The following is a 22,837-nucleotide window of genomic DNA, read 5'->3' on the forward strand; positions in this document are numbered from 1 at the left end:
GTTATCCAATATGCCCAACAGTATGTAAAATCCACACCATCACAAAGCTGAGTAATACGCCAATCACGCCTAGCACGGCACCGATACGAGCCATTTGGCCGCTCTCGACATGCCCTGTTGCATGAGCTAACGCGTTTGGTGGCGTACTGATTGGTAACGACATACCGAGTGAAGCGGCAAATGTCACGACCAAGATCAGAGTAACTTCACCGCCGAGAGGCGTTAACGAAGCCATAGAGGTACCTAACGCAGCCATAATCGGCATCAGCAAGTTTGCGGTGGCTGTATGCGACATAAAGTTTGCCATTAACAAGCACAAGAAAGCCGCACCAAACAAGACAACATATGGCGAGAACTGATCAAACGGAATGCTGTGTACCACCAGCTTCGCAAGCCCGGTTTTATCTAGAGCAAGGCCCAGAGCAATACCGCCTGACACCAACCAAAGCACATCCCAAGAGATTTTCTTCAAGTCTTCTTTGTTGATGATGCCCGTCAATGAGAACACTGCGACCGGAATTAATGCTACTGTGTAAGAATTCATTCCATGTGCAGAACCCATCAACCAAAGAATAATCGTGCCGGCAAAGGTGACGTAAACCATTATTGCTTTGGGTGTTTTCAAAAACTTGCTTTTAATGTTCAGATCGATGGTGGTTTGTTCGGCTTTATACAAAAAGCCAATCAGAAACCAGGCTAACGCCATCATCACAATAACGAATGGCACACCAAATACCATCCATTCACCAAACGTAATTAAGTTGTCACCAACCAAATATTTTAGGGCGATGGCATTCGGTGGCGTGCCGATTGGAGTACCAATGCCACCAATGTTGGCTGCAACAGGAATACACAAGGCGAATGCAATTCGACCTGGGTCTTTAGGCCCGAAAACCGCTATCACAGGGGTTAAAATGGACAACATCATCGCTGTTGTTGCGGTGTTTGACATAAACATGGAAAAAACAGCGGTGATCAGCATCAACCCCAGCATAACGAACTTTGGTTTTTGTCCAAATGGTTTGAGTAACACTCGGGCTAAGTTGACATCTAACCTGTACTTTGTCGCCGCCATAGCCAAAAAGAAACCGCCGAGGAAGAGCATGATAATCGGACTAGCGAAGGTCGCCATTATCTCGTTGTATTGTAATAGCTCACCAAAATGTGGCTGCCCTTCTTGCAAACGAAAGAGCACAATACCTTTATTTGATACAAGCAATAGCTCTAGGACAATGATCACAACCGAAGTGGCGTAGATTGGAATTGGCTCGAATACCCAGCAAAGTGCGGCAAGCAAGAAGATTGCAATCACTCTTTGCTGGACGATAGTAATGCCATCAAATGGGAACGCAGAGAGAGGCATTAACCAAACAAGCAATGGTATCAATGTTGGAACAACGTATTTGAGATAAGGGCGCATAGTACTACTTCTCTTCCTGAGATGGTTAGCCAGACACATTTGGCGTTTGGAACGCTATTACCCGCCGTAAAACCAAAACTTTCAGACTGTTTTTAAGCCTTCAGAGACGAAATGCGGTAATGGCGTTCCAGAGAAGATTATGTACACTGTTTTCAAACAAAACGTTGGTGCGAGATCAATGAACTCGTTTTCACATTGGAAAACATTTTATATCTGTGTTCAAGCTCACTATTTAAGTTAAATATACTTTTCCATCATAAAGTTAGTTAAGGTTTCTCCCCTAACCTCAACACGTTGTCGAGACTTAACTGTGAAACCCATTTTCTCGTAAAAAGGTCGGGCGGTAATACTCACTTCAGAATACAGTCGTTTTATCCCCTGTACTTTTGCCTGTGAACAAAGAAAAGACATCAAATCACGACCAACACCTTGTCCTTGGTATTCATGATGGCAAAAGAAATGATCAATCAAACCGTCACCTTGCAAATCACAATAGCCAACGACCTGCCCTTCTATCTCCGCGACGTAGGGTTGAATATCGTCCATTTTGCGTTGCCACACATCGAGGTCAAAATCTGATGGTGCCCAAGCGGAAACTTGTGATTCAGTGTAATCGCGACGATTAATGACTCGCACAGTATGGTAAAAGAGTGCCCACAGTGTTGGGGCATCCTCGGTGCGATAGCAGCGTATTGAGAGCATCAATTTCCTCATTCCTATTCAATAAATACTAAGCATTAACGCAAAGTGATACTAGTGAACTCATCATTTTCAATGCCAATCACTAAAGGCTTCCCAATCTGATCACTGTTCATCAATACGGTAGTATTCAGCTCACGGCTTGATCTGCGTATATTGCTTTTTCTTATGATATGAATATTCACAATATAATCGGAATACTCCTTTGTGATTCCGCCGGAAAATTCTACGTGCTCACTTTCATTGTCTCGGACAACATGAAATTTTCGATTGGCTTGAATATCAGTACTGATGGAGGAGTCGCCATAGCTCAGCACAACGGACGTTGGTTCGCTATCTTGATTGGCAAAACAGCCAAATGCGAACATGCTTAATGCGAGTATACTTTTTGATTTAAACATTAATTATTCTATTTCTAGTTATTTTTCTGCTATTTGCATGACCAAACAGCACTTGTTCTGTGAGCGCCTATTGTGCCATAGCTGAACGCTGACTCTAAACGCGCAAAAAGATGAGCGATGAAAATTCCGCCCAAAACAAGCAAATGTGAGACAATGTGAGGGCCCCAAACTCACTCAACCAGTCAAAATCCACTGTAAACCTCTGTTTTTTAATGCTTTTAATTCATGTGGCCGTGTAAGGAATACATACAACCTCTTACTTTTTCATACGCAACTAGACGAATCGTTCGAGAAATACGGCATCGTCTATGCCACATGTTACAAATCGGCTTACCTTATTATTACGTATGAACTGGAATTATGGCACTAACTTCCCTCTCTCTTTTAATAAGGAGAGGATTTCAACAATCAGACTTGCCACGTTTTTATAGCTAAAATCAATAGAGCGTTACCAGCATCGGTTGGTCTAGGAGCAATAAATGAAAGACCCTCTCAACTTTACTCACCTTGTAAAAATTGGGTTCATGTCAATCGCGGTTATGCTGGGTGGATGCACTCAAGGAGATTGGCGTACCGCAAGCAGAGAACCTGCGGGTATCGCACCCGATCCTTCCAATGTTAAGCATGCTGTGATTGAGTTTTACGCCGCAGACGCGTTTGGTTGGCGAGGCTGGTTTGCTGTTCATACATGGTTTGCAATAAAGCCTGAAAATGCGAACGAATATACAGTGTATGAAGTAGTCGGCTGGAGAGTGAATCGCGGACAACCCGCTCTATATCAGTACCAAACTGGGACGCCAGATCGATATTGGTATGGTGCAAAACCAGAAAAGATCCTCTCCATACAAGGTGAAAAGGCCCGCCAGCTTATCCCTAAAATACAAAGTGTTATTAACCAATACCCTTGGGCTGAAGAATATACGCTGTTTCCAGGGCCAAATAGCAATACATTTCCGGCTTGGGTGGGTAAACAAATTCCAGAGTTAGAGCTAAACTTGCCGTTTCGCGCAATTGGTAGCGGTTACGCCAGCGATTAACAGCAAAGGTTAGTCACTGGCTCGTTTTATGTTCAGCATAAAGCGCAATATCTATTGTGCGTCGTCACCCAACTCCGTTCTATTTCTTCCATTATGTTTCGCTTTATACAGTGCATTATCGGCGTCTTTCATTACCGCTTCAATTGGTGTGTCATTGCCTTTCCAGTGAGAAACGCCCAACGAAACCGTGACCTTACCAACCACCTGAAAGTCATGTTGTTCCACGTTGTGTCTAATACGCTCTGCAACATCCATAGCGTGGTTTACGTCTGTTTTTTCCAAAAACATCATAAACTCTTCACCGCCAGAACGACACAGGTGATCATTAGAGCGAGCTTGGTCTTTCATTAACTGCGCAAACTCTCTAAGTAAGTTGTCACCCACGTCATGGCCATAGTTATCGTTTACGCTCTTAAAGTGGTCAATATCTAGCGCCAAAACAGAGAACGCGGTATTTTCCTGCTTAAACAAACCAAGAACTTTATCTAATCCACGTCGATTCAATAATCCAGTCATCGAATCTGTTAATGTATCCAGTTGCAGCTTATCAATGGTTTTTGACACGATACCAAATGCTTTAAGAAAGCTAAGCTTCAAATGTGAGACCTCAAAATACCAAGACTTAACCAGTTTGAGATCATCGATAGATGATGAATGTTCTTCGACACCTCGCACAGCACCCGCTAACTGCCAAAGTGGTCTAGAAATAAGAAGGGACAAGAACCAAATTAGCAACAAAGTTAATAAACCAATTGGAATCGACTTAAGGAAAACATTCCACATCTGTTCATCTAGCACAGATAACGTCATCGATTTCGGGCGCTGAGCAACAATTCCCCATCCTGATGACTTTACTGGCGCATAACCAGCAAGCATTTCGACGCCGCGAGAGTTAACAATTTCTTTGTTGCCGCTCTGCCCCATCGTCACCGCTTTGATTGCTTCATTATCGTCGATTACTTCACCAACCCTCGATTGATCTGGGTGATAAATCAGAGTGTTACTCTCATCGACAACGTAAAGGAAAGAACCATCTTTGTATGCGTGCTGGCTGAGTAACTCTGCAAGAATATTTTCTTTTTCTAGATAAATAGTGCCGCCGATATAACCTAAATATTCATTAGATTGAGAAAATATAGGGTATGAGATGGTTAACAAGTAATTTCCAGCGGGCGATATAAATGGTTCAGTAACAACTGGTGCTTGAGCGTTTAAAGATTGGCGTTTTCTTTCACCCACTAACCTTACACCTTTCACCTGAAGTGTTTCAGGTGATACGGAAATAATAACCCCTTTTGCATTAACGACAACCACAGAGTTAAATGATTTGGTTTGCGTTCTTAATCTCTCAGCCTCTTTATCAAGAAGCTGAGCGTCATGCATTTTGTCTTTTAGCACGTTCGCACTGTATTTTAGCTGCGACATTGAGCTTTCTATGAAAGAGTCTGTCATTTCAGACATTTTTTGGGCGTAAACACGGTTTGATTCTAACGTGTTATTGATGATGAGATCCCTTTGAACACGATAAATCGAGTAGAATGCGTTGATCAAAGTGACAAGCACACTGAACACACATAGGGTGACAATAAGATTTCTAAGATTGAGTTTTTCTTTTCTTCTAAAAGACATTGCCAATGGCCAACTTTGAAGGCTTTCTATATGAATGAGCGTATAGGTTATATGAAATTGATTTGATTTTCAGGTAGTAAGTTGGGATCAATGTTAATATTTGCTCACATTAAAGAACACTTTATGAGCTAAAAAGAGAATTCAGTAGCACGATAAAGAACCGTGCTACTTTCATATTTGGCGTTTAAGAGGGTTTTGTCTCTGTCATCGTTTTTAATATATCCACAACTAGCTGATGATCATCTAACTGCGGTAAACCCGATACCGTCACAACCCCAACCAAACCAGACCCAGAAAGCCGAATTGGGAACGCGCCACCATGAGCACAGTACTCACGAGCATCGAGATGAGGCTGATTTTCGAAATCACGTTGCTTTTGCTTGTTGTACAGAGAAAGATAGTAAGAGCTGTGGCCATACCTCAATACTGAGTTTCGCTTCCTACGGACCCAATCTAAATGATCAGCACAGGTTCCTGCCATCGCGTATTGAAATAGCGTTTGTCCAAAGCCGTAAACCTCAATAGCAACAGCCGCGCCGCGAGCTTCAGCCTCTTCTTTTAGAGCGAGGCCGATAGACCACGCAATATGGTGATTAAATTCCGCCAACTGAAGTTCATGCTCTTGCAGGGCCACGAGTTCAAGCGTCAAACGCATGGTTTCACCTGAATCGTTTTACCCGTTTTACTGCTTTCCAATGCCATCTCAATCAGAGCGATATTCTGTACTGCTTGAGCGGCAGGGACCGGGTTATCAGTGCCCAAGCGAATGGCGTCTGCCACACCAACAAAGTAAGCTTGGTACGCGCCTCTCTCCGTTTTGATAGTTTGCGCACCGTCTTCGTCGTAACGGACGCCGTATAACGCCTCATCTTCTTCCGACCAAGCATCGTTTTCCGGCAAACGGCCTTCTTTTAAGTAGCCCTCTTGAGGATCTAATCCAAACTTTTCATATTTAGCTTCCGTACCCAATACTTTGTAGCGGAGATTCGGCTCTGGGCTATACAAGTTTGAATGCAAGTGCACAATATGCTCAGGGTAATGAAGTATCAAGTTGTAATAATCAATCGTCGTCGCACCCGGGCGCATCATTCGACATTGTGCGTCTATCGCATCTGGCAAACCAAACAACACCAATGCTTGATCGAGAAGATGAGGAGCAAGGTCGAATAAAATACCACCGCCATCTTGAGCCTGCTCTCGCCAGCGTTGACGAACTTCAGGACGGTAGCGATCAAAGTGCGACTCAAACAGCTTTATATCACCTAACTTACCTTGTTCGATAAGAGATTTAACCGTGAGAAAGTCTCCGTCCCAACGTCTATTGTGAAAAACGCTCAGCACCAGACCTTTCTCTTCGGCTAATGCGATAAGTTCATTACCGTCTTCTATCCGAGTAACAAACGGTTTCTCGACGATGACGTGTTTCCCATTGTTCAACGCACGCTTTGCAAGTTCGTAATGTACGTCATTTGGCGCAGTAATGATTACGAGCTCTGCATCACTATCATCGAGTAAAGTATTCGCATCAGAAAACCACTTAGCATCTGGCCAATCATTTTGAACCGCCTCCTGTTGACGAGAGCTTATCGCGCTCAGCGTTAAATTTGGTAGCGATTTAATGAAGGGTAAATGAAACGTTTTTGCTGAATATCCGTAACCAATCACAGCGGTTTTTACGGGATCGTAAGCCATTGTAAGATTCCTTATTTCGGTGATACAACAATACATTCAATATCATTGTGATCGAGGAGTTGTTGAAAATCTGATTGAGGGGGATGGTCTGTAATAATGATGTCGATCTTTGACAAATCACATACGTGGTGGAAATTGTCGCTACCAATTTTTCGGGATTCACAAACGACGATGACCTGCTGAGCTTGAGCAATCATCGCTTGTTTCATTGTTGCTTCTAACAAACTATTTGTTGTCAGCCCTCGGGATGACAATGCACACACGCCAATGAACGCTTTGTTCACGTGATAATGCTGCATTTGCTGCTCTGCTTGCGCCCCTAAAACTGCTCTGGCATAAGGGTCAAAGTGTCCGCCTAAGAAATGAACGTCCATTGTGTCGTTTGTCTCAGCAGCGGTCAGCACATCAATGCTGTTAGTAACGACGTTGAGCTTGTTTTCTCCATAACGCGCTTTTCCTGCATAGAGTGGGAGCAGAGACAAAATGGTGCTGGTATCAATAACAAGATGGTCGCGCTCATCCAACAACGCTGCGGCAGCTTGAGCTAGTCGATGTTTAACGTCACTCACGGGTCGACTCGCGTATGCCTCGGTATGGGAAGAGATCGGCGCAAGCATGACACCACCTCGTATTCTTTGTAACCCAGGTTGCTGACTCAACTTAACTAAGTCTCGACGAGCTGAATCTCGCGAGATACCAAAGTACTCACAAACTTCAGACAACGTTACTTTATTTTGCTGATCCAGCTTCGCTCTGAGCGCTACGAGTCTTTCTTCTTGTGTCATAACTTAAATTCACTTAAGTAGTTTTAAGTCATGATGCCACATATCAATCAAATAACCAACGTAGGTCAACAAAAATGGTTGGGACAGACACTGAACATAAATTGTTAGAGAAATGGTAAGCGTACTGATGATCATCATCCCCCATCACAAAAATTTCTACGTAGGGTTCATCATGATTAATGAGCTATTGTTTCATGGCTTCTTTAAACACTTGATTCCAATCTTGTTTCATATCGACAAATAGCCAACCTTGCTCTTCACCTACTTTAAACGATTTATCTAACTTACCAACATGAGAATCTTTATCATACGCCCATTCGCGCTTGTCATCCGTGTGATGGATAATCGCAGAAAATCTTGGACCTGAACCTGCTTTCGTCCACTCTAACATCTGTAAATCACCATCAGAATTACCAAACGCCATGACCGGACGTTTGCCAATGAAGTTTTGAATCGTCACAGGCTTTACTGCTTTGTCATTGACGAAGTCTATTTCCGGCATGCGTAGGATGGTAGGTTTTCCATCAACACTTTGATATTCCGCCTTTAACGTCGTCCCCACGATGTTTTGCGTTGGAATGCCGTATACTTCCGGCGCCCAAACGCGCATAAATTCAATACCGCCTCCAGAAACGATGTAGGTCTGATAGTCGTTCGCTCTTAAATAGTCGAGCAGTTCGAGCATAGGTTGATAGACCATTTCAGTGTATGGTCTACCCGTTGTTGGATGGACAGCCGTTTTCAACCATTCCTTAACTTCTTGATGAAACTGTTCAGTAGACATTCCAGAATGGGTTGCCATAACAAGCTTCATTACACCTTCGAGTCCTTGTTTACCAATCCCCTCCATGTCACCTTTTAATGCGGAAGCAAAGGGTTCGGTTGTCTTCCAATCAGGATGCTCAGAGGCCATTTCTTTTACTCTATCGATCGCAAAAAACAATTGTAGATAAACAGGCTTTTCTGCCCAAAGTGTTCCATCATTATCAAACGTCGCGATTCGTTTGCTTTCAGGAACATAGGAATCCGAACCTTGGGTCGTTGTTTTCGTAACAAACGCCATAATAGCTTGCTTAGCGTCAGTGTTGTTCCATGACGGAAGTGGATCTTGCATATCAGCAGCAACAGCGTAACTAGACAGAGCAAAACCTGTTGCTAAGACAATCGTCTTTAACTTTATAGCCATCTTAATTCCTTATATTGAGGTGCTAGGTGCGAATCCAATCAAAAGTATAGTTCAATTGAAACAGGCGCATATTGAACTGACATATCCAACGGCCACCAAAGAGTGACGCCGTCACTAAATTGGTTCACTATTTTATTGAAATAGGAACATGGAATTTACCGATTAGAGTTTAAGTTCATTGGCTTCAACTGATGTAGGGGCACTTTTACGTCCCTTTTTCTGATTGAGCTCTTCAATAACATAGTCGGGAGCGACCTTCGTTAGCTCTGTTAAACAGTCATCCGTTTTAGGGTTGCCGTATCTAACATAGATGTCACACACGGCATACAATTGTTCTGGAGCACCGGATATCAAATACGCTTGCTCAAAAGCGTTGACAGACTTCTTCAAGTCTAACTCTTCTTGCAGAACACCATTTAAATACCAAAAGTAACTGTTCGTCTTTGCCATCGTCGCAGCTTTGTCTATTTCAAACGCCGCTTCTTTCTTTTTGTCTAATCTAACCAAAGCGAGAGATTTAGAATAATGCAGCGAGGCATCTTCTGAATTTAGCTTGATACCCTCGTCAAGCACGTTGATAGCTTTTTGGTCTAGCTGTTGCGCTCGGAAGTTGTCTGCATAGCTTAACCAAACTTGAGGGTTGTTTGGCTCAAGCTTAGTTAACTCTGGGTATATCAGCGCCGCTTTATCCCAATCACGATGCCAACGGTAAACGTCTGCAAGTAATAACTTGGAAACATTATCGTTCTTACTGGACAAGTGTGCTGTCAGCTCTGAAACAGGCCCCTCAAGTGACTGCTGTTGCTCCGAACTCAAATTGGCGTAATCTCGAACGAGGTTAATCGCTGCTGTAATTCGCACCATGGCGGCGTCATCACTCAATAATGGTGAAATCAAACGCCAACGGTGCTCAATCATATATGGCTGTGCTCCCACGATCGCAGCTTCGCGAATACCTGCATCTTCATCCTGCAACCCATGCGCAACTGCAACCAATGCATTTTGGCTTGGATAGTTGGCTAACTCACGTAAAGCATCAATACGTTTTTCTGAAGACAACTTTTTATTTTGCGCATCATAAGACAGCTTTTCGACTCGTTGCGCCGGTGTCATTTGAGCTTCTTGTGGAGTGACAACCGTTGTCGGCGATACCTGGTCTGGGTCTAGCAATGTTGTTTCTTGTGCCACTGCTGTTTGACTCGCAGCAATGCCGATCGAGATCACGAGTAATGATTTAGAGAGCAGCTTAATTTTTTGCATTCAATAACCTATATTCTTTCATTTCCGGGCCTGTAGCAGGCGTAGTGACTATCTTAAAACTTCGTTTCAAACACAGTCTGTGTTTGAGTAGCTTGCTGGTGTAGAATCTGGTCACTGTATTTACCGTGAACCACTGGGTTACCTGTCGCTCGTAAGATGTACGCCATCGACTGATCAACATGGGTAAAAAACTTCTTCCAACCCGCGCAGAGATAATTAAGACCAGGCTCACCTTGTCTAGTACGGATAAAACGGTTTTTGGGACATTCTCCAAAACATGCAAATTGATAATCACATTGAAGGCACTGTTGGGGCAGCGTACGACTTTTAGCAAACCCAAATTTCTGCTGCTCAGAGCTATAAGCGAGCGTATCGAGCTTTTCGTGATGAATGTTTCCAACCTTATATTCTGGGTACACGTAATGATCACACGCAAACACATCACCATTAGGCTCCATTGCTAAGCCCTTCCCGCAGATTTCACCTAACGTACACAGTGGGTTTTTTCTGCCCATCCAGGTTTCGATACTGGCTTCAAAGTACTGCACAAACACGTTGCCGATATCGTGTAAAACCCATTCATTGAAAATCGCGATCAGAAAATTTCCCCATGCTTCATCCGCAACGCAAAAAGGCTCAACAACGGCATCTTTATGACCTGGGATCAACCGTTTATCTCCTTGCTTTAGTTGCTCGTTTGGCTCCCAAGTTTGAGGGGCGGTTGTTCTGAATATTTTCTGCTCAACTATTGGAATAAACTGCATTTGAGGGGAGCGTACTTCATCTCGCAAGAATCGGTACACTTCAAGTGGGTTACGGCCGGTCAAGTTGTTAACACAAGTGAGCGTAGCAAACTTTACTTCGTGCTTATGTAATAATTCAACCGCATTCATAACTTGCCGGAATGTGCCTCTACCAGCTCGGTTTGTTCGGTAAGCGTTGTGCATCATTTCTGGGCCATCAATGCTTAAACCGACGAGAAAGTTGTTCGCCTTTAAAAACTCACACCATTCATCGTTAAGCAGTGTGCCATTAGTCTGGAGATCATTGGAGATCGTAATGCCATCGGGACGGTATTTATTCTGTAGCTCAACAATTGTCTTGAAATAATCCAAACCTAGCATTGTCGGCTCACCACCCTGCCAAGAGAAAATGATTTCAGGTGTATTCTGTCCCGCTATATATTGACGGATATAGGTCTCGAGCGTTTCCTCATCCATGACTGGTGAGCAGCCTGGCTTGTACTCAAGTAAATCTTGTTTGCTTAGGTAGTAACAATAGGTGCAATCGATATTGCACACTGCACCGATAGGTTTCGCCATGACATGTAATCGCTTGGATGCTTTTCCATTGAACTGCGGACCTTGAGTTATGTGCATTCATCACCTTCTTAGTTGCTAGCCTGCGCCCAACGGCGTTAAGACTAATCATTAAGTTAATCGCCTAGTGTGATGATAATGTTCAATTATTCGTGGCGCTTGTTATAGTGTGTATAACTGTTTTTCATAGACTTGCCTGATAAAATTTTTTGATCATAAATGTTGATGGAGCTCCCCTATGAAGCATTCCAAAAGTATTACTCTTTACCTTGGTGCCACTATTTCGATTTCGCTAATTATGACTGGATGTGCAACAACACAACCTAGCCCTCTTGCTCAAAAAATCGATCAAGATATGGTTCTTATTGAAGGTGGACCATTTACGATGGGCTCGGATAATCCATCAGCAAATAAATCCGAGCGCCCGGCTCGCACCGTTCGCGTGGATGATTTCTATTTGGCAAAATTTGAGGTAACCCAAGAGTTATTCGAATCGGTTACAGGCTCTTCTCTGAGTTATTTTAGAAACCCAAATACGCCCGTGAATAACATTAGCTGGCAACAAGCCAATTATTTTATAAAGAAATTGAATGAAAAAACGGGAGAGCACTATCGTTTACCCACCGAAGCAGAATGGGAGTTTGCTGCGAAAGGGGGGAATCTAAGTCAAGGATTCACTTACGCGGGGTCTGATGATATTAACGACGTTGCCTGGTATGCCAGTAACTCAAACAATAAAGCACACAAGGTAGGTCAGAAAAAACCGAATGAGCTTGGCTTATACGATATGACGGGTAATGTTGGTGAGTTTGTTATTGATGCCTTTGATGAAGGCTATTACAAATCGGCACCAAGTGATAATCCGGTAAACGCAAAAGATGAAAAAGAAAGCCTTGCACACAAGTCTGTACGAGGTGGTAGCTTTGCCTATGATGCTGACGAATCCGAAAACTATCGTCGCGATTTTGCTAGCCAGTCAGTCATCATGTCCGACATGGGGCTGAGATTAGCGAAAGACGCTGATTAAACTAAGTAAGAAAAAAAGTGGAGCGATAAAAGCTCCACTTTTGGTAATTAGCTCCTATTGACCCCGACAATAGAGGCTTTAAGCTGATCAATAGCTTGTTTAGGTGCATAGTGACTAAGTTCTTGTATGCACCTATCGAAAGCAAAAGCGACAGCACCTTTTTTATGATTTCTCGCCAGAACCTCGCATTGAGCATACAAGTGCTGTGGATTGCCACCGACTTCAAATGCTGTTTGCAACGCTTTACTGGCTTCTAGAACATCGCTTTTTTCTAGAGCTAGACCGTACACGTACCAATAATGCGCATTAGTTTCACCAATTTCTGCGGCGCGTCTAAGTAGCTTTTTCGCATCATCGGCTTTGCCTTGACGTAACAAAGAAAGACCTGCGCTGTATGGTAATGTGCTGGATTTAGGTTGAGCTTTCATCCCTTGTTGTAGCACCGTGATCGCAGCTTCTTCTTTACCTAGGTGGCGATACAAATCTGCTAGGTTAACGTAGCTATTTTCGAAATAGGGTTCGATGCTGATCGCTTGTTTATACAGCTTGGCCGCTTTGTCGATTTCACCTAAGCTGCGGTACACATTCGCCAAATTGGTTCTTCCGAAACCACGATCGGCATTAAACTCTTGAATTTCCATGTACTCTTCTAAAGGCGATTTAATGATATCTTTTTGTAAAGGGGTCATTTGTTCGTAGTTCGTTACCAGCACCGAGGCAGCTTCCGCTCTCACTGAAAGCACCGGGTCACTAAGCAATGGCTCTAGAATCCGCCACCGATCATGAAATTCATAACCAGACGAGCCTGAAATTGCCCCTAATCGAACCATTTCATTCTCATTCTTAACGGCCCTAGCCAAAGATACTGTTGTATTTTGGTCAGTATTGCCCCCCATTCTCTCCAGGGCTGAAGCACGAATAATGTCTTTTAACGACGAATCCTGAGCAGAGTATGCCAACGCATTTGCTGCTCCTTGATGACCAATTGAATCCGCATAAAATGCGACAGCAAAATGTTGCTGATTACGATACTTCGAATTCGGGTACCATTCTGCTATCTGTTCATCGGCCCATTGATTGCTTTTATCTTCATGGCATGACATGCAAACATTGGGCGTTCCAATATGTTTGCTCAAATCCGGTCGTGGAATATGCCAACTGTGGTCTCTACGAGGATCGACTTGCATGTAAGTCGTTTCTGGCATGTGACAAGTCGTACATTGCGATGCTTCAGATCCAGCCTTATGAAAGGTATGCTTTTCAGGTGTATATTCAGATGCAATATGGCATTGCGAACATACTGCCTCTTCTGGGATCGTTAATTCTGCCGTGTGTGGATCATGGCAATTAGTGCACGTGACCCCCTTCTCCGCCATTTCAGATTGAAGAAACGAACCATAAACATAATCTTCGTCGTAAATCTGTCCATCATGATAGTAGAGTTCAGGTGTTATAAGACTTAAGCGATATTTATCAAAAAAGGAACCTTTAACATGATCACCTGTTTCATTTAACTGGGTTCGGCGACTATGGCATTGAGCGCATGTTTGCACTTGATTGGTTGCTTCAATTGATTTCGGCTGTAACGTACTATGGCCTTCCTCAAACACCCAATCCGACACTGCTTTAGACAAATTTCGATCAAAGCCATAATGGCTGTCATGCTCAAAAGAAGTGCCAGCATTTTTGTATTTCTTGGCCAGTTCTATGTGCTGACTAGCAGGACCATGGCATGCTTCGCATCCCACATTAATCTCTGACCATGAGCTGTTGTAAGTGTTTTTGTCAGCGTCGTAATTCTTCTTTAGGTGCGTTGAATGGCAATCAGCACACATGAAGTTCCAATTTTGCCCGGTATTGGTCCAATAGAATTCATCCGTTGTTGTCGTTTCTGGATAAAGATGAAACCAACGCTGTCCCCCTTCAACTTTAGCTCTTGTGTCCCAAGCAAAAGGAATAAGCTGCACGCGGCCATCTTCAAACTCGACCATGTACTGCTGTAATGGTTCCCAGCCAAATGTATAGCTGATCTTATAGTCATGCCATTGCCCGTCAGAGCCTTGAATGTTGACCCAATATTCGCCGCCTTTTTTAAAAAAACGATTAGGCATTCCTTTGTGTGTTACAACATGGTTATCAAAATTACCACGCACAGAGGTTGTACTTGCATGCTTCATGGCCATATCGTGATGTGACCCTTTCCAGGCCTCCACCTCGTTTTGGTGGCAATCTATACAAGCTTGTGTGCCAGCATATTCTGGATTTAAGCCTAAAGGAATATTTGGTTTCTCTGTTAATAACTCTTGAGAAAAAGCCATAAAACTGACAACAACGTTGACCAGCAATAAAATACGAAACCGGCCTGCCCACTGACTCATAGATATCCTTATATTTATAATGCACAACCTAAATCAATATAGACACTAAATCACTGGTTATACAAATAATTACAAGCAATACATAACGACTTTAGTATTGCTTTAGGACCGTAAAACAAGCGAGCATCCTATTGTTTTTCATTTCCATCCCCTCTTCTACTACGCAATAAAAATAAGGCTCTTCAGTGATCTAAATCTACTTTACGAATCTCTACAAACTAACAGGACAATCCTATTTCTTCTTAATTAACAAATGGTTACTACCTAGCAATAACTTATAGTTATATCGAGTATAAGAGGATTTTTCTATATACATCATTAACTTATGCAGCAACTAAGCATAAGGCTCACTTGTGCTTATCTTTACTCTCAACAATCTGGAGTTTTTATGGCAAATCAATTGAGCAAAATCGCTGTAGGCGCAGGACTGTTAGCGGCGTCTAGTGCTGCTATAGCAGCAGACAAACCGAATATACTGGCAATTTTTGGTGACGATATCGGCTACTGGAATATCAGCGCATACAACCAAGGTATGATGAGTTACAAAACGCCAAACATCGACCGTATCGCGAATGAAGGTGCGTTGTTCACAGATCACTACGGACAACAGTCTTGTACTGCTGGTCGCGCTGCCTTTATTACGGGTGAAGAGCCATTTCGTACGGGTTTGTTAACAATTGGTATGCCAGGCTCTGACCACGGCATACCTGATTGGGCACCAACCATTGCAGATCTGTTAAAAGAACAAGGTTACATGACGGGTCAATTTGGTAAAAACCACTTAGGTGACCAAGATAAGCACTTACCGACAAAACACGGCTTTGACGAATTCTTCGGTAACTTATATCACCTAAACGCAGAAGAAGAACCTGAAACTTATTACTACCCTAAAGACCCAGAGTTTCGTAAAAACTATGGCCCTCGTGGTGTCATTAAGTCTTATGCCGACGGTAAGATTGAAGACACTGGCCCGATGACACGAAAACGTATGGAGCACGCAGATGAAGAGTTCCTAGAGAGCTCTTTGGCATTTATGGAAAAAGCAGTTAAGGCGGATAAACCCTTCTTTATTTGGCATAACGCCACTCGTATGCACGTTTGGACTCGCTTGCAGGAAAAATACCAAGGTAAATCAGGTGTAAGCATTTATGCCGATGGTATGCTGGAACATGATGATCATGTAGGTGTTTTACTCGACAAGCTGGATGAGCTAGGTGTTGCAGACAACACTATCGTTATCTACTCAACGGACAACGGCGCAGAAACCATGACTTGGCCAGATGGTGGCGCAACACCATTCCATGGTGAAAAAGGTACAACTTGGGAAGGCGGTATGCGTGTTCCTCAACTGGTTCGTTGGCCAGGCGTCATTAAGCCAGGAACCAAGATCAATGAAATGATGGCACACCAAGACTGGTTGCCTACATTATTGGCAGCTGCTGGCGTACCTGATGTAAAAGAAAAACTGGCAGAAGGCTACAAAGCAAATGGCAAAGAATGGCGTGTGCATTTAGATGGTTATAACTTCATGCCATACTTTGAAGGTAAGGAAGAAAAAGGCCCTCGTGAGTCGCTGCTTTACTTTACGTCTAATGGTGAATTAAACGCTGTCCGCTGGAATGACTGGAAACTTCACTTTGCAACGCTTGAAGGGAACCTAAGTAACGCAGTTCGTTTTGCTCCGAACTGGCCTAAAATCATCCACCTACGCGCTGACCCATTCGAAAAAGGCCCAAGCGAATCACAAATGTACTTGCGTTGGATGGCTGACAACATGTGGCTATTTGTACCTGTACAAGACGTTGTGGGAGAGTTCTTTAAAACACTTCCAGAATACCCAATGCAGCGTGGCACAGCGATGAACCCTGCTTCACTAAACTACGACTCTCTAAAAATGCAAGAGAAGCTGCAACAACTAGACAAAGTTGAACAAGAAATCAGCAAGTTTAAGTAAACTAAGTTAACGTTAGTTAATCAGTAACATAAGCCAGCAGACCATTCTGCTGGCTTATGTGTATCGCCACATAGGAACTTACTTAAATCGCCTGTTTAGCCTATACAAAGTGGGCATTGTGAGTACAAACTGAAAAACAAAAAAAGGAGAGCTAACCTGCTCTCCTTTGTATTTTAACCGTGGATAAACTAAGCCACATTAACCGATTTAGCTAAACTGCTACTTTGGAAAAACTCATCATGCAATGCGCAAATCGCGTGCTGGTATTCCTTATCACCGACAACAAATTGAACATTTACATTTCTCAATGATGAGTGCAGTGCAACTGGCGTAACGCCATTATTCATCAATGCAAGCACACCTTTCGCCAACGTCTTGTTGGTATCAATTTGAGAACCGATGGCTGAGATAAGCGCGACCATACGACCTTTAATCGAGGCATTCGGATAACGTTTCTCGGCTTTATACAATACTTTGTTTAAGCTATCAGTACTGCCACCTAGATAGTAAGTAATAGAGTTAGCGTTCATCTCTTTACCAACCAAACTTACACGAGCATCGGAGATGATTTCCATCAATTCGTAACTAACGTTATCGGCTTTTCCTACCATTGCTTGGTCAAACAAATGCAGTGCAAATACTTTTTCTTTACCTGCGATGATCTCGACTTTGTCTTCTTCTGGGCGGTAGCTTGAAGAGATCAAAGTACCTTCGTGTTCAGGTTCGAATGTATTTTTAATCTGTAGCTCAATACCACTTTCACGTAAACCCGCAGCGGCATTTGGGTGAATCGCTTCCATGCCAAGGTTAGCAAGTTGGTCTGCTACGTCATAGTTTGTACTACCAATTGGTAATACTTTTTCAGGGCCAACAACGCGTGGGTCTGCTGAGCTCAAGTGGTACTCTTTGTGAATTACTGCTAAATCCGCTTTTGTTATTGCTGCAATTCGGCTAAATGTCATCTCACTATAACCTCGGTCATAAGTGTGCATTAGGCCCTCTTTACAGTAAGCATAACCTGTCACGATTGGCAGTTCTTTTGATACATCGATATCAGCAAACGCGTCACTGATCGACTCATCAAGGCTTCTTGGCGCTTGATTATCCCAACCAGACAGGTCAACGAACTTAGCGTTAATACCCATATTTTTTAGTTTTAGTGCTGTGTTGTAAGCACTATGTGCCTCACCGATAGACGAGAGAAACTCTCGAATTTGAGGCAAGTACTGGCGCAACGAAAATTGACCGTACTGACAGGTTTCTAAAATATTCGCGATACAGTTTTTCGCTTCAGCAATGCGGGAGCGAATGAATTTATCCGCACGGATACGATTCATTGGGTCCGCAAAAATATTTTCATTGGTCAGCAACATACGGCTTTCAACGTACGCTAACGCTTCTTCCCATTTGTCGTCGCGTTTCGCGATAAGCTGATAAACGCCTGGTTTACTGGTTTTTTTACACTCGAGCAGCGCATCGGTCATACCACCGTATGCAGATACGACAAAAATACGATTGTATGGTGTTTTGGGACGAAGAATAATATTGTCGAGAACAGCATCAAATGCTGTCATTGATGTACCGCCGATTTTTTCTACGGTAAATGTCATGATAAGCCTTTTTTGATTGGTAACTTTAAAAAGAAAAAAGAAGAGATAGTAAAGTGTGGGGTGGCAAAGCACCCCACCATCATCTTTTAGTCAACGAGAGGATAAACACCGTTTTCATCGTGCACTTCAGCGCCAGTAATCGGTGGGTTAAACACACACGCCATTACCATTTCTTTATTCTTATAAGCTCTCAAGTAGTGCTCATCGTGTTTATCAAGGATATATAATGTACCTGGTTTGATTGGGTACGTTTCTCCACCTACAACTTCAATCTCACCTTCACCACTCATACAAAACACCGATTCAAGGTGGTTTTGATAGTGAATATGAGTTTCTGTATCTTCATAAATCGTTGTGATGTGGAAAGAGAAACCCATGTTGTCATCTTTCAACAACATGCGGACACTTTCCCAGTTATCTGAAACAACACGTCGTTCGCTGTTGCGGCATTCATCTAGAGTTCTGACGATCATAATTAAAATCCTTATTAAGATGCTTGTTTGAAATGTTTCGCAGCGATAGTCTCTACTGCATTTTCAAAGATGCTTAGTCCTTGATCTAGCTCTGATTCGCTGATGGTTAGTGGACAAAAGAACTTCACAACTTCATCGTCTGGACCCGCTGTCTCTATCACCATTCCATTCTCGAAACAGTTTTTCGCAATTTCAGATGCCATGTCGCCATTGATACATTCAATACCAACCATCATGCCGCGGCCTTTTTTCTGCACAAACATTTGTGGAAAGCGACGAACACAACGGTCAATAACAGCACTTACCTTGTCTGAACACTGCTTGATGTGTGTTTCAAAATCATCGTTTGCCCAGTAAATTTCTAGTGCTTTTGCAGCAGTAATAAAGGCGTGATTATTGCCACGGAACGTACCGTTATGCTCGCCTGGCTTCCACTGGTCAAGCTCAGGCTTAAGTAATACGACAGCCATCGGCAAACCGTAACCACCGATCGACTTCGATAGCGTCACGATATCCGGTTGGATACCAGACGGCTCGAAACTAAAGAAAGTACCGGTACGTCCACAACCTGCTTGAATGTCATCGACAATCACAAGAATGTCATTGGCTTTACAGATTTTGCTCAAACGTTGTAACCACTCGTTTGAAGCAGCATTTAAACCACCTTCACCCTGCACAGTTTCAAGAAGTGCAGCGGCTGGTTTATCCATACCTGCAGAGTTATCATTTAGCATGGTTTCGAACAGCGCAAGACCATCTACGCCAGCGTAACCTTCAAATGGAATACGAGTGACGTTACTTAGACTAGAACCGTTACCTTGTCTGTGATGCTGGTTACCCGTTGCAGCCAGTGCGCCAGCAGTACAACCATGGAAACCGTTAGTAAACGCAACGACGCTGTCGCGGCCTTTTACTTTTTTAGCCAGCTTCAATGCCGCCTCAACAGCGTTAGTACCTGTTGGGCCCGTAAACTGAACCTTGTAATCCAAGTTTCTTGGTTTAAGGATGTAAGTATCCAACGCTTCCAGAAACGATGCTTTCGCTTCTGAGTGCATATCCAAACCGTGAGTAATACCGTCCATTTCAATGTACTCAAGCAACGCTTGTTTTAGTACTGGATTGTTATGGCCGTAATTTAGAGATCCCGCTCCAGCAAGGAAGTCTAAGTATCGTTCACCTTGTTCTGTTTCTAGCCAGCAGCCTTTCGCTTTACGAAAAACGACCGGGAAATTGTTTGAATATGAGCGTACGTTGGATTCCTGCTTTTTGAAAATATCCATGATGAGACCGTTTTTAATTCCTATTGTTTGAGGATTATTTGAGAGGAATGCGATACAAATATTCTGTATCGTGTTTGCCTTTAAAGTGGGCTTCTTCATCCAAAAATGTGCTTACTTGGCCAGAATTGCCGTTCATCGCATCTAACTTTTTGAACAGTGCCCAAGAGGCTTTATTATCTTCCGTGATGGTAGTTTCTACCGATTTAACACCGCCTAATTCCTCTCGGGTGAGAAGTTCTTTCAACATGCGGAATGCTAAACCATGACCTCTAAAGCGAGGTGAGACTGCAACTTGCCAGACAAATAAAACGTCTTGCTCGTCTGGTTTCTGATAACCGGAAATGAAACCTGCGATTTCGCCTTTTTGCTCAACCAAAATACTGGTTTTGCTGAAATGCGTAGACTGTAGGAAATTGCAATAAGATGAGTTCATGTCCAATGGAGGACAGTCTGCAATCAAGCTGTAAATGTCGTCACCATCAGAGATTTTAGGCTCACGAAAAATCCATTTTTTACTTGAGTCTTCTCCAATCTCTGGATAAAGGACCCAAGGTGCTGATGTGATCATGTGAAAATACATATCCTTTGAGGTCTAATTAAATTTCCTTTTTATTATGGGCATCCCTCGCGACTAAAAATCAAATAATCCGCCTTTTTATCGGCATTTTTGTGATTCAAATCACAAAAATAAACCCATTAACCAAAAGTTAAAATAGTTCGAGGTCTAATTTATTAAATAGTCACCTAAATGCGCAGTACAAAAAACAACCAGAATAAGACCGTTTTCCATGCTGTTCATTTCTCAGAGAAAAATAGAAATCCAAAAAAAAGCGGCATGCTTTCGCATACCGCTTTTATCAATAATTTAACTGCTGATACTAGTTATTTTGATTTCTTAGAAACCGCCTTTGGACGAGGTTCATCCATCAAACCTTTTATCAAAGATACCGTTGCAACAAGTAAAACAATAGTAAACGGTAAACCAGTCGTCACCGCCATTGCTTGAGCAGCAGCTAGACCACCACCCAACATCAATGCAATCGCAACCAAACCTTCAAACGTACACCAGAACACGCGTTGTGGCGTTGGTGCATCGACCTTACCGCCCGCAGCAATAGTATCAATAACCAGTGATCCTGAGTCAGAAGAGGTAATGAAGAACACCACGACTAAGATAATGCCGACAAAAGATGTTATCTCAGCCAATGGCATAACATCTAACATGGCAAAAAGTTTTAAAGGTAGTTCTGCGTTAAACACCGCCTCGTAGCCATCATTAACGTATTGGCTAATTGCGTTACCGCCAAAAGCCGTCATCCATAACACACAAACTGAAGATGGGATAAGAATAACGCAAATAATAAACTCACGAACTGAACGACCGCGAGACACACGTGCGATGAACATACCCACAAATGGTGACCAAGAAATCCACCACGCCCAGTAAAACGCCGTCCAGCCTTGAGAGTAATTCACATCCTCTCGTCCAAATGGCATAGATAAGGCAGGGATATTAGCCACATAGGAAACGATGTTCTCGAAGAAACCAGTTAAAATCGCAATCGTCGGGCCAACAACAATAACAAATAGCAATAGCAGCGCTGCAAGACCCATGTTGATTTCAGATAAGATTTTCACGCCCTTATCGAGTCCAGCCACAACAGAGATTAAAGCAAGCGCAGTAATACCAATAATCAATATAACCTGCGTGGTATTGGTCATTGGGACATCAAACAGGAAGTTCAAACCCGTTGCGGCTTGAGACGCACCGTAGCCTAGCGATGTTGCTAAACCAAAAACCGTCGCTACCACTGCAAGAATATCGATAATATGACCAGTCCAACCCCATACACGCTCACCAAACAAAGGGTAAAAAATTGAGCGCATGGTGAGTGGCAAACCTTTGTTAAATGAAAAGATAGCCAGTCCAAGAGCCAAGAGCGCGTATATTGACCACGGATGAAGTGCCCAGTGGTAAATCGTCGCAGCCATCCCTAATGCCGAAGCTGCAGTTGCATCGCCCTCTGCACCACCTAGCGGTGCCCAGTCAGTACGTACACCATTCTCAACGCTCACGCCACCAATCGCAGAACTAAAATGGGACATCGGTTCTGATACACCGAAGAATACGAGACCAATGCCCATACCTGCAGCAAATAGCATTGCCAACCATCCGGCATAGGAGTAATCCGGTGTTGCTTCAGTACCACCGATTCGCACACGGCCCAATGGTGTGAAGATCAATCCGACACAGACAATGACAAAAATATTACCTGAAGCGAGAAAAAACCAGTCTAAATTGTGCAACAAACCCGCTCGTAGGTCTGCAAAAAACGGCTCTACCTGTTCTCGGAATAATAGTGTTATCACAACAAACATGACGATTGCTAAGCCAGAAATTGCAAAAACACGGTTGTGAATATCAAGGCCAAATGGGCCTACCTTTAGCGCAACGTTATCCTGACCAATTTGATAGTCAGTATCTATTGCGTTTACTTTTCCATCGGGGCGTTGAATGCCACCGTTATTATCGGTGCTCACGGATAATCTCCTTAAAAATACGTGACCAAGTTTAAATTACTTTCGTCGGAGTTCGAGTAATGAAACGTCTTCATCACTACCAAGCACATGTTCATAAAACATTGTTCTTATAAGCGGTTACTCAATCCGCCATCATAATCTTAAAG

At 43.1% G+C, this 22,837-nt stretch carries 19 protein-coding genes; 3 read left to right on the plus strand and 16 right to left on the minus strand.

Annotation, left to right across the window (positions count from 1 at the left end; genetic code table 11):
• Position 1 precedes the first annotated feature (1 nt).
• The 3 genes from R7M92_RS09995 to R7M92_RS10005 form a co-directional block, all read right to left on the minus strand.
• Positions 2-1,420, minus strand: a complete 1,419-nt coding sequence (locus tag R7M92_RS09995) for an SLC13 family permease (protein ID WP_017634015.1) — start codon at positions 1,418-1,420, stop codon at positions 2-4.
• 237 nt (positions 1,421-1,657) lie between these two features.
• Positions 1,658-2,122: a GNAT family N-acetyltransferase gene (locus R7M92_RS10000; protein ID WP_064353881.1), complete on the minus strand. Its 465-nt coding sequence runs from the start codon at positions 2,120-2,122 to the stop codon at positions 1,658-1,660.
• Positions 2,123-2,157: 35 nt separating this feature from the next.
• Entirely contained in the window at positions 2,158-2,520 is a 363-nt protein-coding gene (locus tag R7M92_RS10005; protein WP_005377748.1) for a hypothetical protein, read from the minus strand.
• 479 nt (positions 2,521-2,999) lie between these two features.
• Between R7M92_RS10005 and R7M92_RS10010 the strand changes: the two genes are divergently transcribed.
• Positions 3,000-3,557 carry a DUF3750 domain-containing protein gene (locus tag R7M92_RS10010; RefSeq protein ID WP_042522865.1) on the plus strand — a complete coding sequence of 186 codons (558 nt, stop codon included), beginning with the start codon at positions 3,000-3,002 and terminating at the stop codon, positions 3,555-3,557.
• Positions 3,558-3,608: 51 nt separating this feature from the next.
• On the opposite strand, the gene R7M92_RS10015 is transcribed toward R7M92_RS10010, so the two are convergent.
• The 7 genes from R7M92_RS10015 to R7M92_RS10045 form a co-directional block, all read right to left on the minus strand.
• Positions 3,609-5,186: a sensor domain-containing diguanylate cyclase gene (locus tag R7M92_RS10015; protein WP_005389121.1), complete on the minus strand. Its 1,578-nt coding sequence runs from the start codon at positions 5,184-5,186 to the stop codon at positions 3,609-3,611.
• Positions 5,187-5,370: 184 nt separating this feature from the next.
• Positions 5,371-5,841: a heme-degrading domain-containing protein gene (locus R7M92_RS10020; RefSeq protein WP_318133285.1), complete on the minus strand. Its 471-nt coding sequence runs from the start codon at positions 5,839-5,841 to the stop codon at positions 5,371-5,373.
• The gene (locus R7M92_RS10025) at positions 5,832-6,878 is read right to left on the minus strand and encodes an oxidoreductase (protein ID WP_318133287.1); all 1,047 of its coding nucleotides are present in this window, start codon (positions 6,876-6,878) and stop codon (positions 5,832-5,834) included. Before R7M92_RS10025 ends, R7M92_RS10020 begins: the two co-directional genes overlap by 10 nt.
• Positions 6,879-6,889: 11 nt before the next feature.
• The gene (locus R7M92_RS10030) at positions 6,890-7,663 is read right to left on the minus strand and encodes a DeoR/GlpR family DNA-binding transcription regulator (protein ID WP_136977060.1); all 774 of its coding nucleotides are present in this window, start codon (positions 7,661-7,663) and stop codon (positions 6,890-6,892) included.
• A gap of 184 nt (positions 7,664-7,847) precedes the next feature.
• A complete protein-coding gene (locus R7M92_RS10035) occupies positions 7,848-8,849 on the minus strand; it encodes an HAD family hydrolase (RefSeq protein ID WP_318133290.1) in 1,002 nt (333 codons plus the stop codon).
• 162 nt (positions 8,850-9,011) lie between these two features.
• The gene (locus R7M92_RS10040; protein WP_318133292.1) at positions 9,012-10,109 is read right to left on the minus strand and encodes a hypothetical protein; all 1,098 of its coding nucleotides are present in this window, start codon (positions 10,107-10,109) and stop codon (positions 9,012-9,014) included.
• A gap of 53 nt (positions 10,110-10,162) precedes the next feature.
• Positions 10,163-11,488: an anaerobic sulfatase maturase gene (locus R7M92_RS10045; protein WP_132936627.1), complete on the minus strand. Its 1,326-nt coding sequence runs from the start codon at positions 11,486-11,488 to the stop codon at positions 10,163-10,165.
• 238 nt (positions 11,489-11,726) lie between these two features.
• On the opposite strand from R7M92_RS10045, the gene R7M92_RS10050 reads away from it, so the two are divergent.
• The gene (locus R7M92_RS10050) at positions 11,727-12,455 is read left to right on the plus strand and encodes a formylglycine-generating enzyme family protein (protein WP_373921196.1); all 729 of its coding nucleotides are present in this window, start codon (positions 11,727-11,729) and stop codon (positions 12,453-12,455) included.
• Between the two features lie 47 nt (positions 12,456-12,502).
• Here the strand turns inward: R7M92_RS10050 and R7M92_RS10055 are convergent, their stop codons facing one another.
• Positions 12,503-14,833 (minus strand): tetratricopeptide repeat protein, encoded by a 2,331-nt coding sequence (locus tag R7M92_RS10055; RefSeq protein WP_318133295.1) that lies wholly within the window; start codon positions 14,831-14,833, stop codon positions 12,503-12,505.
• Between the two features lie 388 nt (positions 14,834-15,221).
• On the opposite strand from R7M92_RS10055, the gene R7M92_RS10060 reads away from it, so the two are divergent.
• Positions 15,222-16,787 (plus strand): arylsulfatase, encoded by a 1,566-nt coding sequence (locus R7M92_RS10060; RefSeq protein WP_130546076.1) that lies wholly within the window; start codon positions 15,222-15,224, stop codon positions 16,785-16,787.
• Between the two features lie 188 nt (positions 16,788-16,975).
• On the opposite strand, the gene R7M92_RS10065 is transcribed toward R7M92_RS10060, so the two are convergent.
• From R7M92_RS10065 to R7M92_RS10085, 5 genes are all read right to left on the minus strand, one after another.
• Positions 16,976-18,397: an aspartate kinase gene (locus tag R7M92_RS10065; RefSeq protein WP_005377768.1), complete on the minus strand. Its 1,422-nt coding sequence runs from the start codon at positions 18,395-18,397 to the stop codon at positions 16,976-16,978.
• A gap of 86 nt (positions 18,398-18,483) precedes the next feature.
• Positions 18,484-18,870 carry an ectoine synthase gene (locus R7M92_RS10070; protein WP_005377769.1) on the minus strand — a complete coding sequence of 129 codons (387 nt, stop codon included), beginning with the start codon at positions 18,868-18,870 and terminating at the stop codon, positions 18,484-18,486.
• Between the two features lie 14 nt (positions 18,871-18,884).
• Entirely contained in the window at positions 18,885-20,150 is a 1,266-nt protein-coding gene (ectB, locus tag R7M92_RS10075) for a diaminobutyrate--2-oxoglutarate transaminase (RefSeq protein WP_318133297.1), read from the minus strand.
• A gap of 34 nt (positions 20,151-20,184) precedes the next feature.
• Positions 20,185-20,718, minus strand: coding sequence for a diaminobutyrate acetyltransferase (gene ectA, locus R7M92_RS10080; protein WP_005393379.1), 534 nt, complete (start codon positions 20,716-20,718; stop codon positions 20,185-20,187).
• Positions 20,719-21,032: 314 nt separating this feature from the next.
• Positions 21,033-22,691 carry a BCCT family transporter gene (locus R7M92_RS10085; RefSeq protein ID WP_005377772.1) on the minus strand — a complete coding sequence of 553 codons (1,659 nt, stop codon included), beginning with the start codon at positions 22,689-22,691 and terminating at the stop codon, positions 21,033-21,035.
• Positions 22,692-22,837: the final 146 nt, after the last annotated feature.

This window comes from Vibrio sp. Vb2880 (assembly GCF_033337975.1).
GTDB lineage: Bacteria > Pseudomonadota > Gammaproteobacteria > Enterobacterales > Vibrionaceae > Vibrio > Vibrio alginolyticus.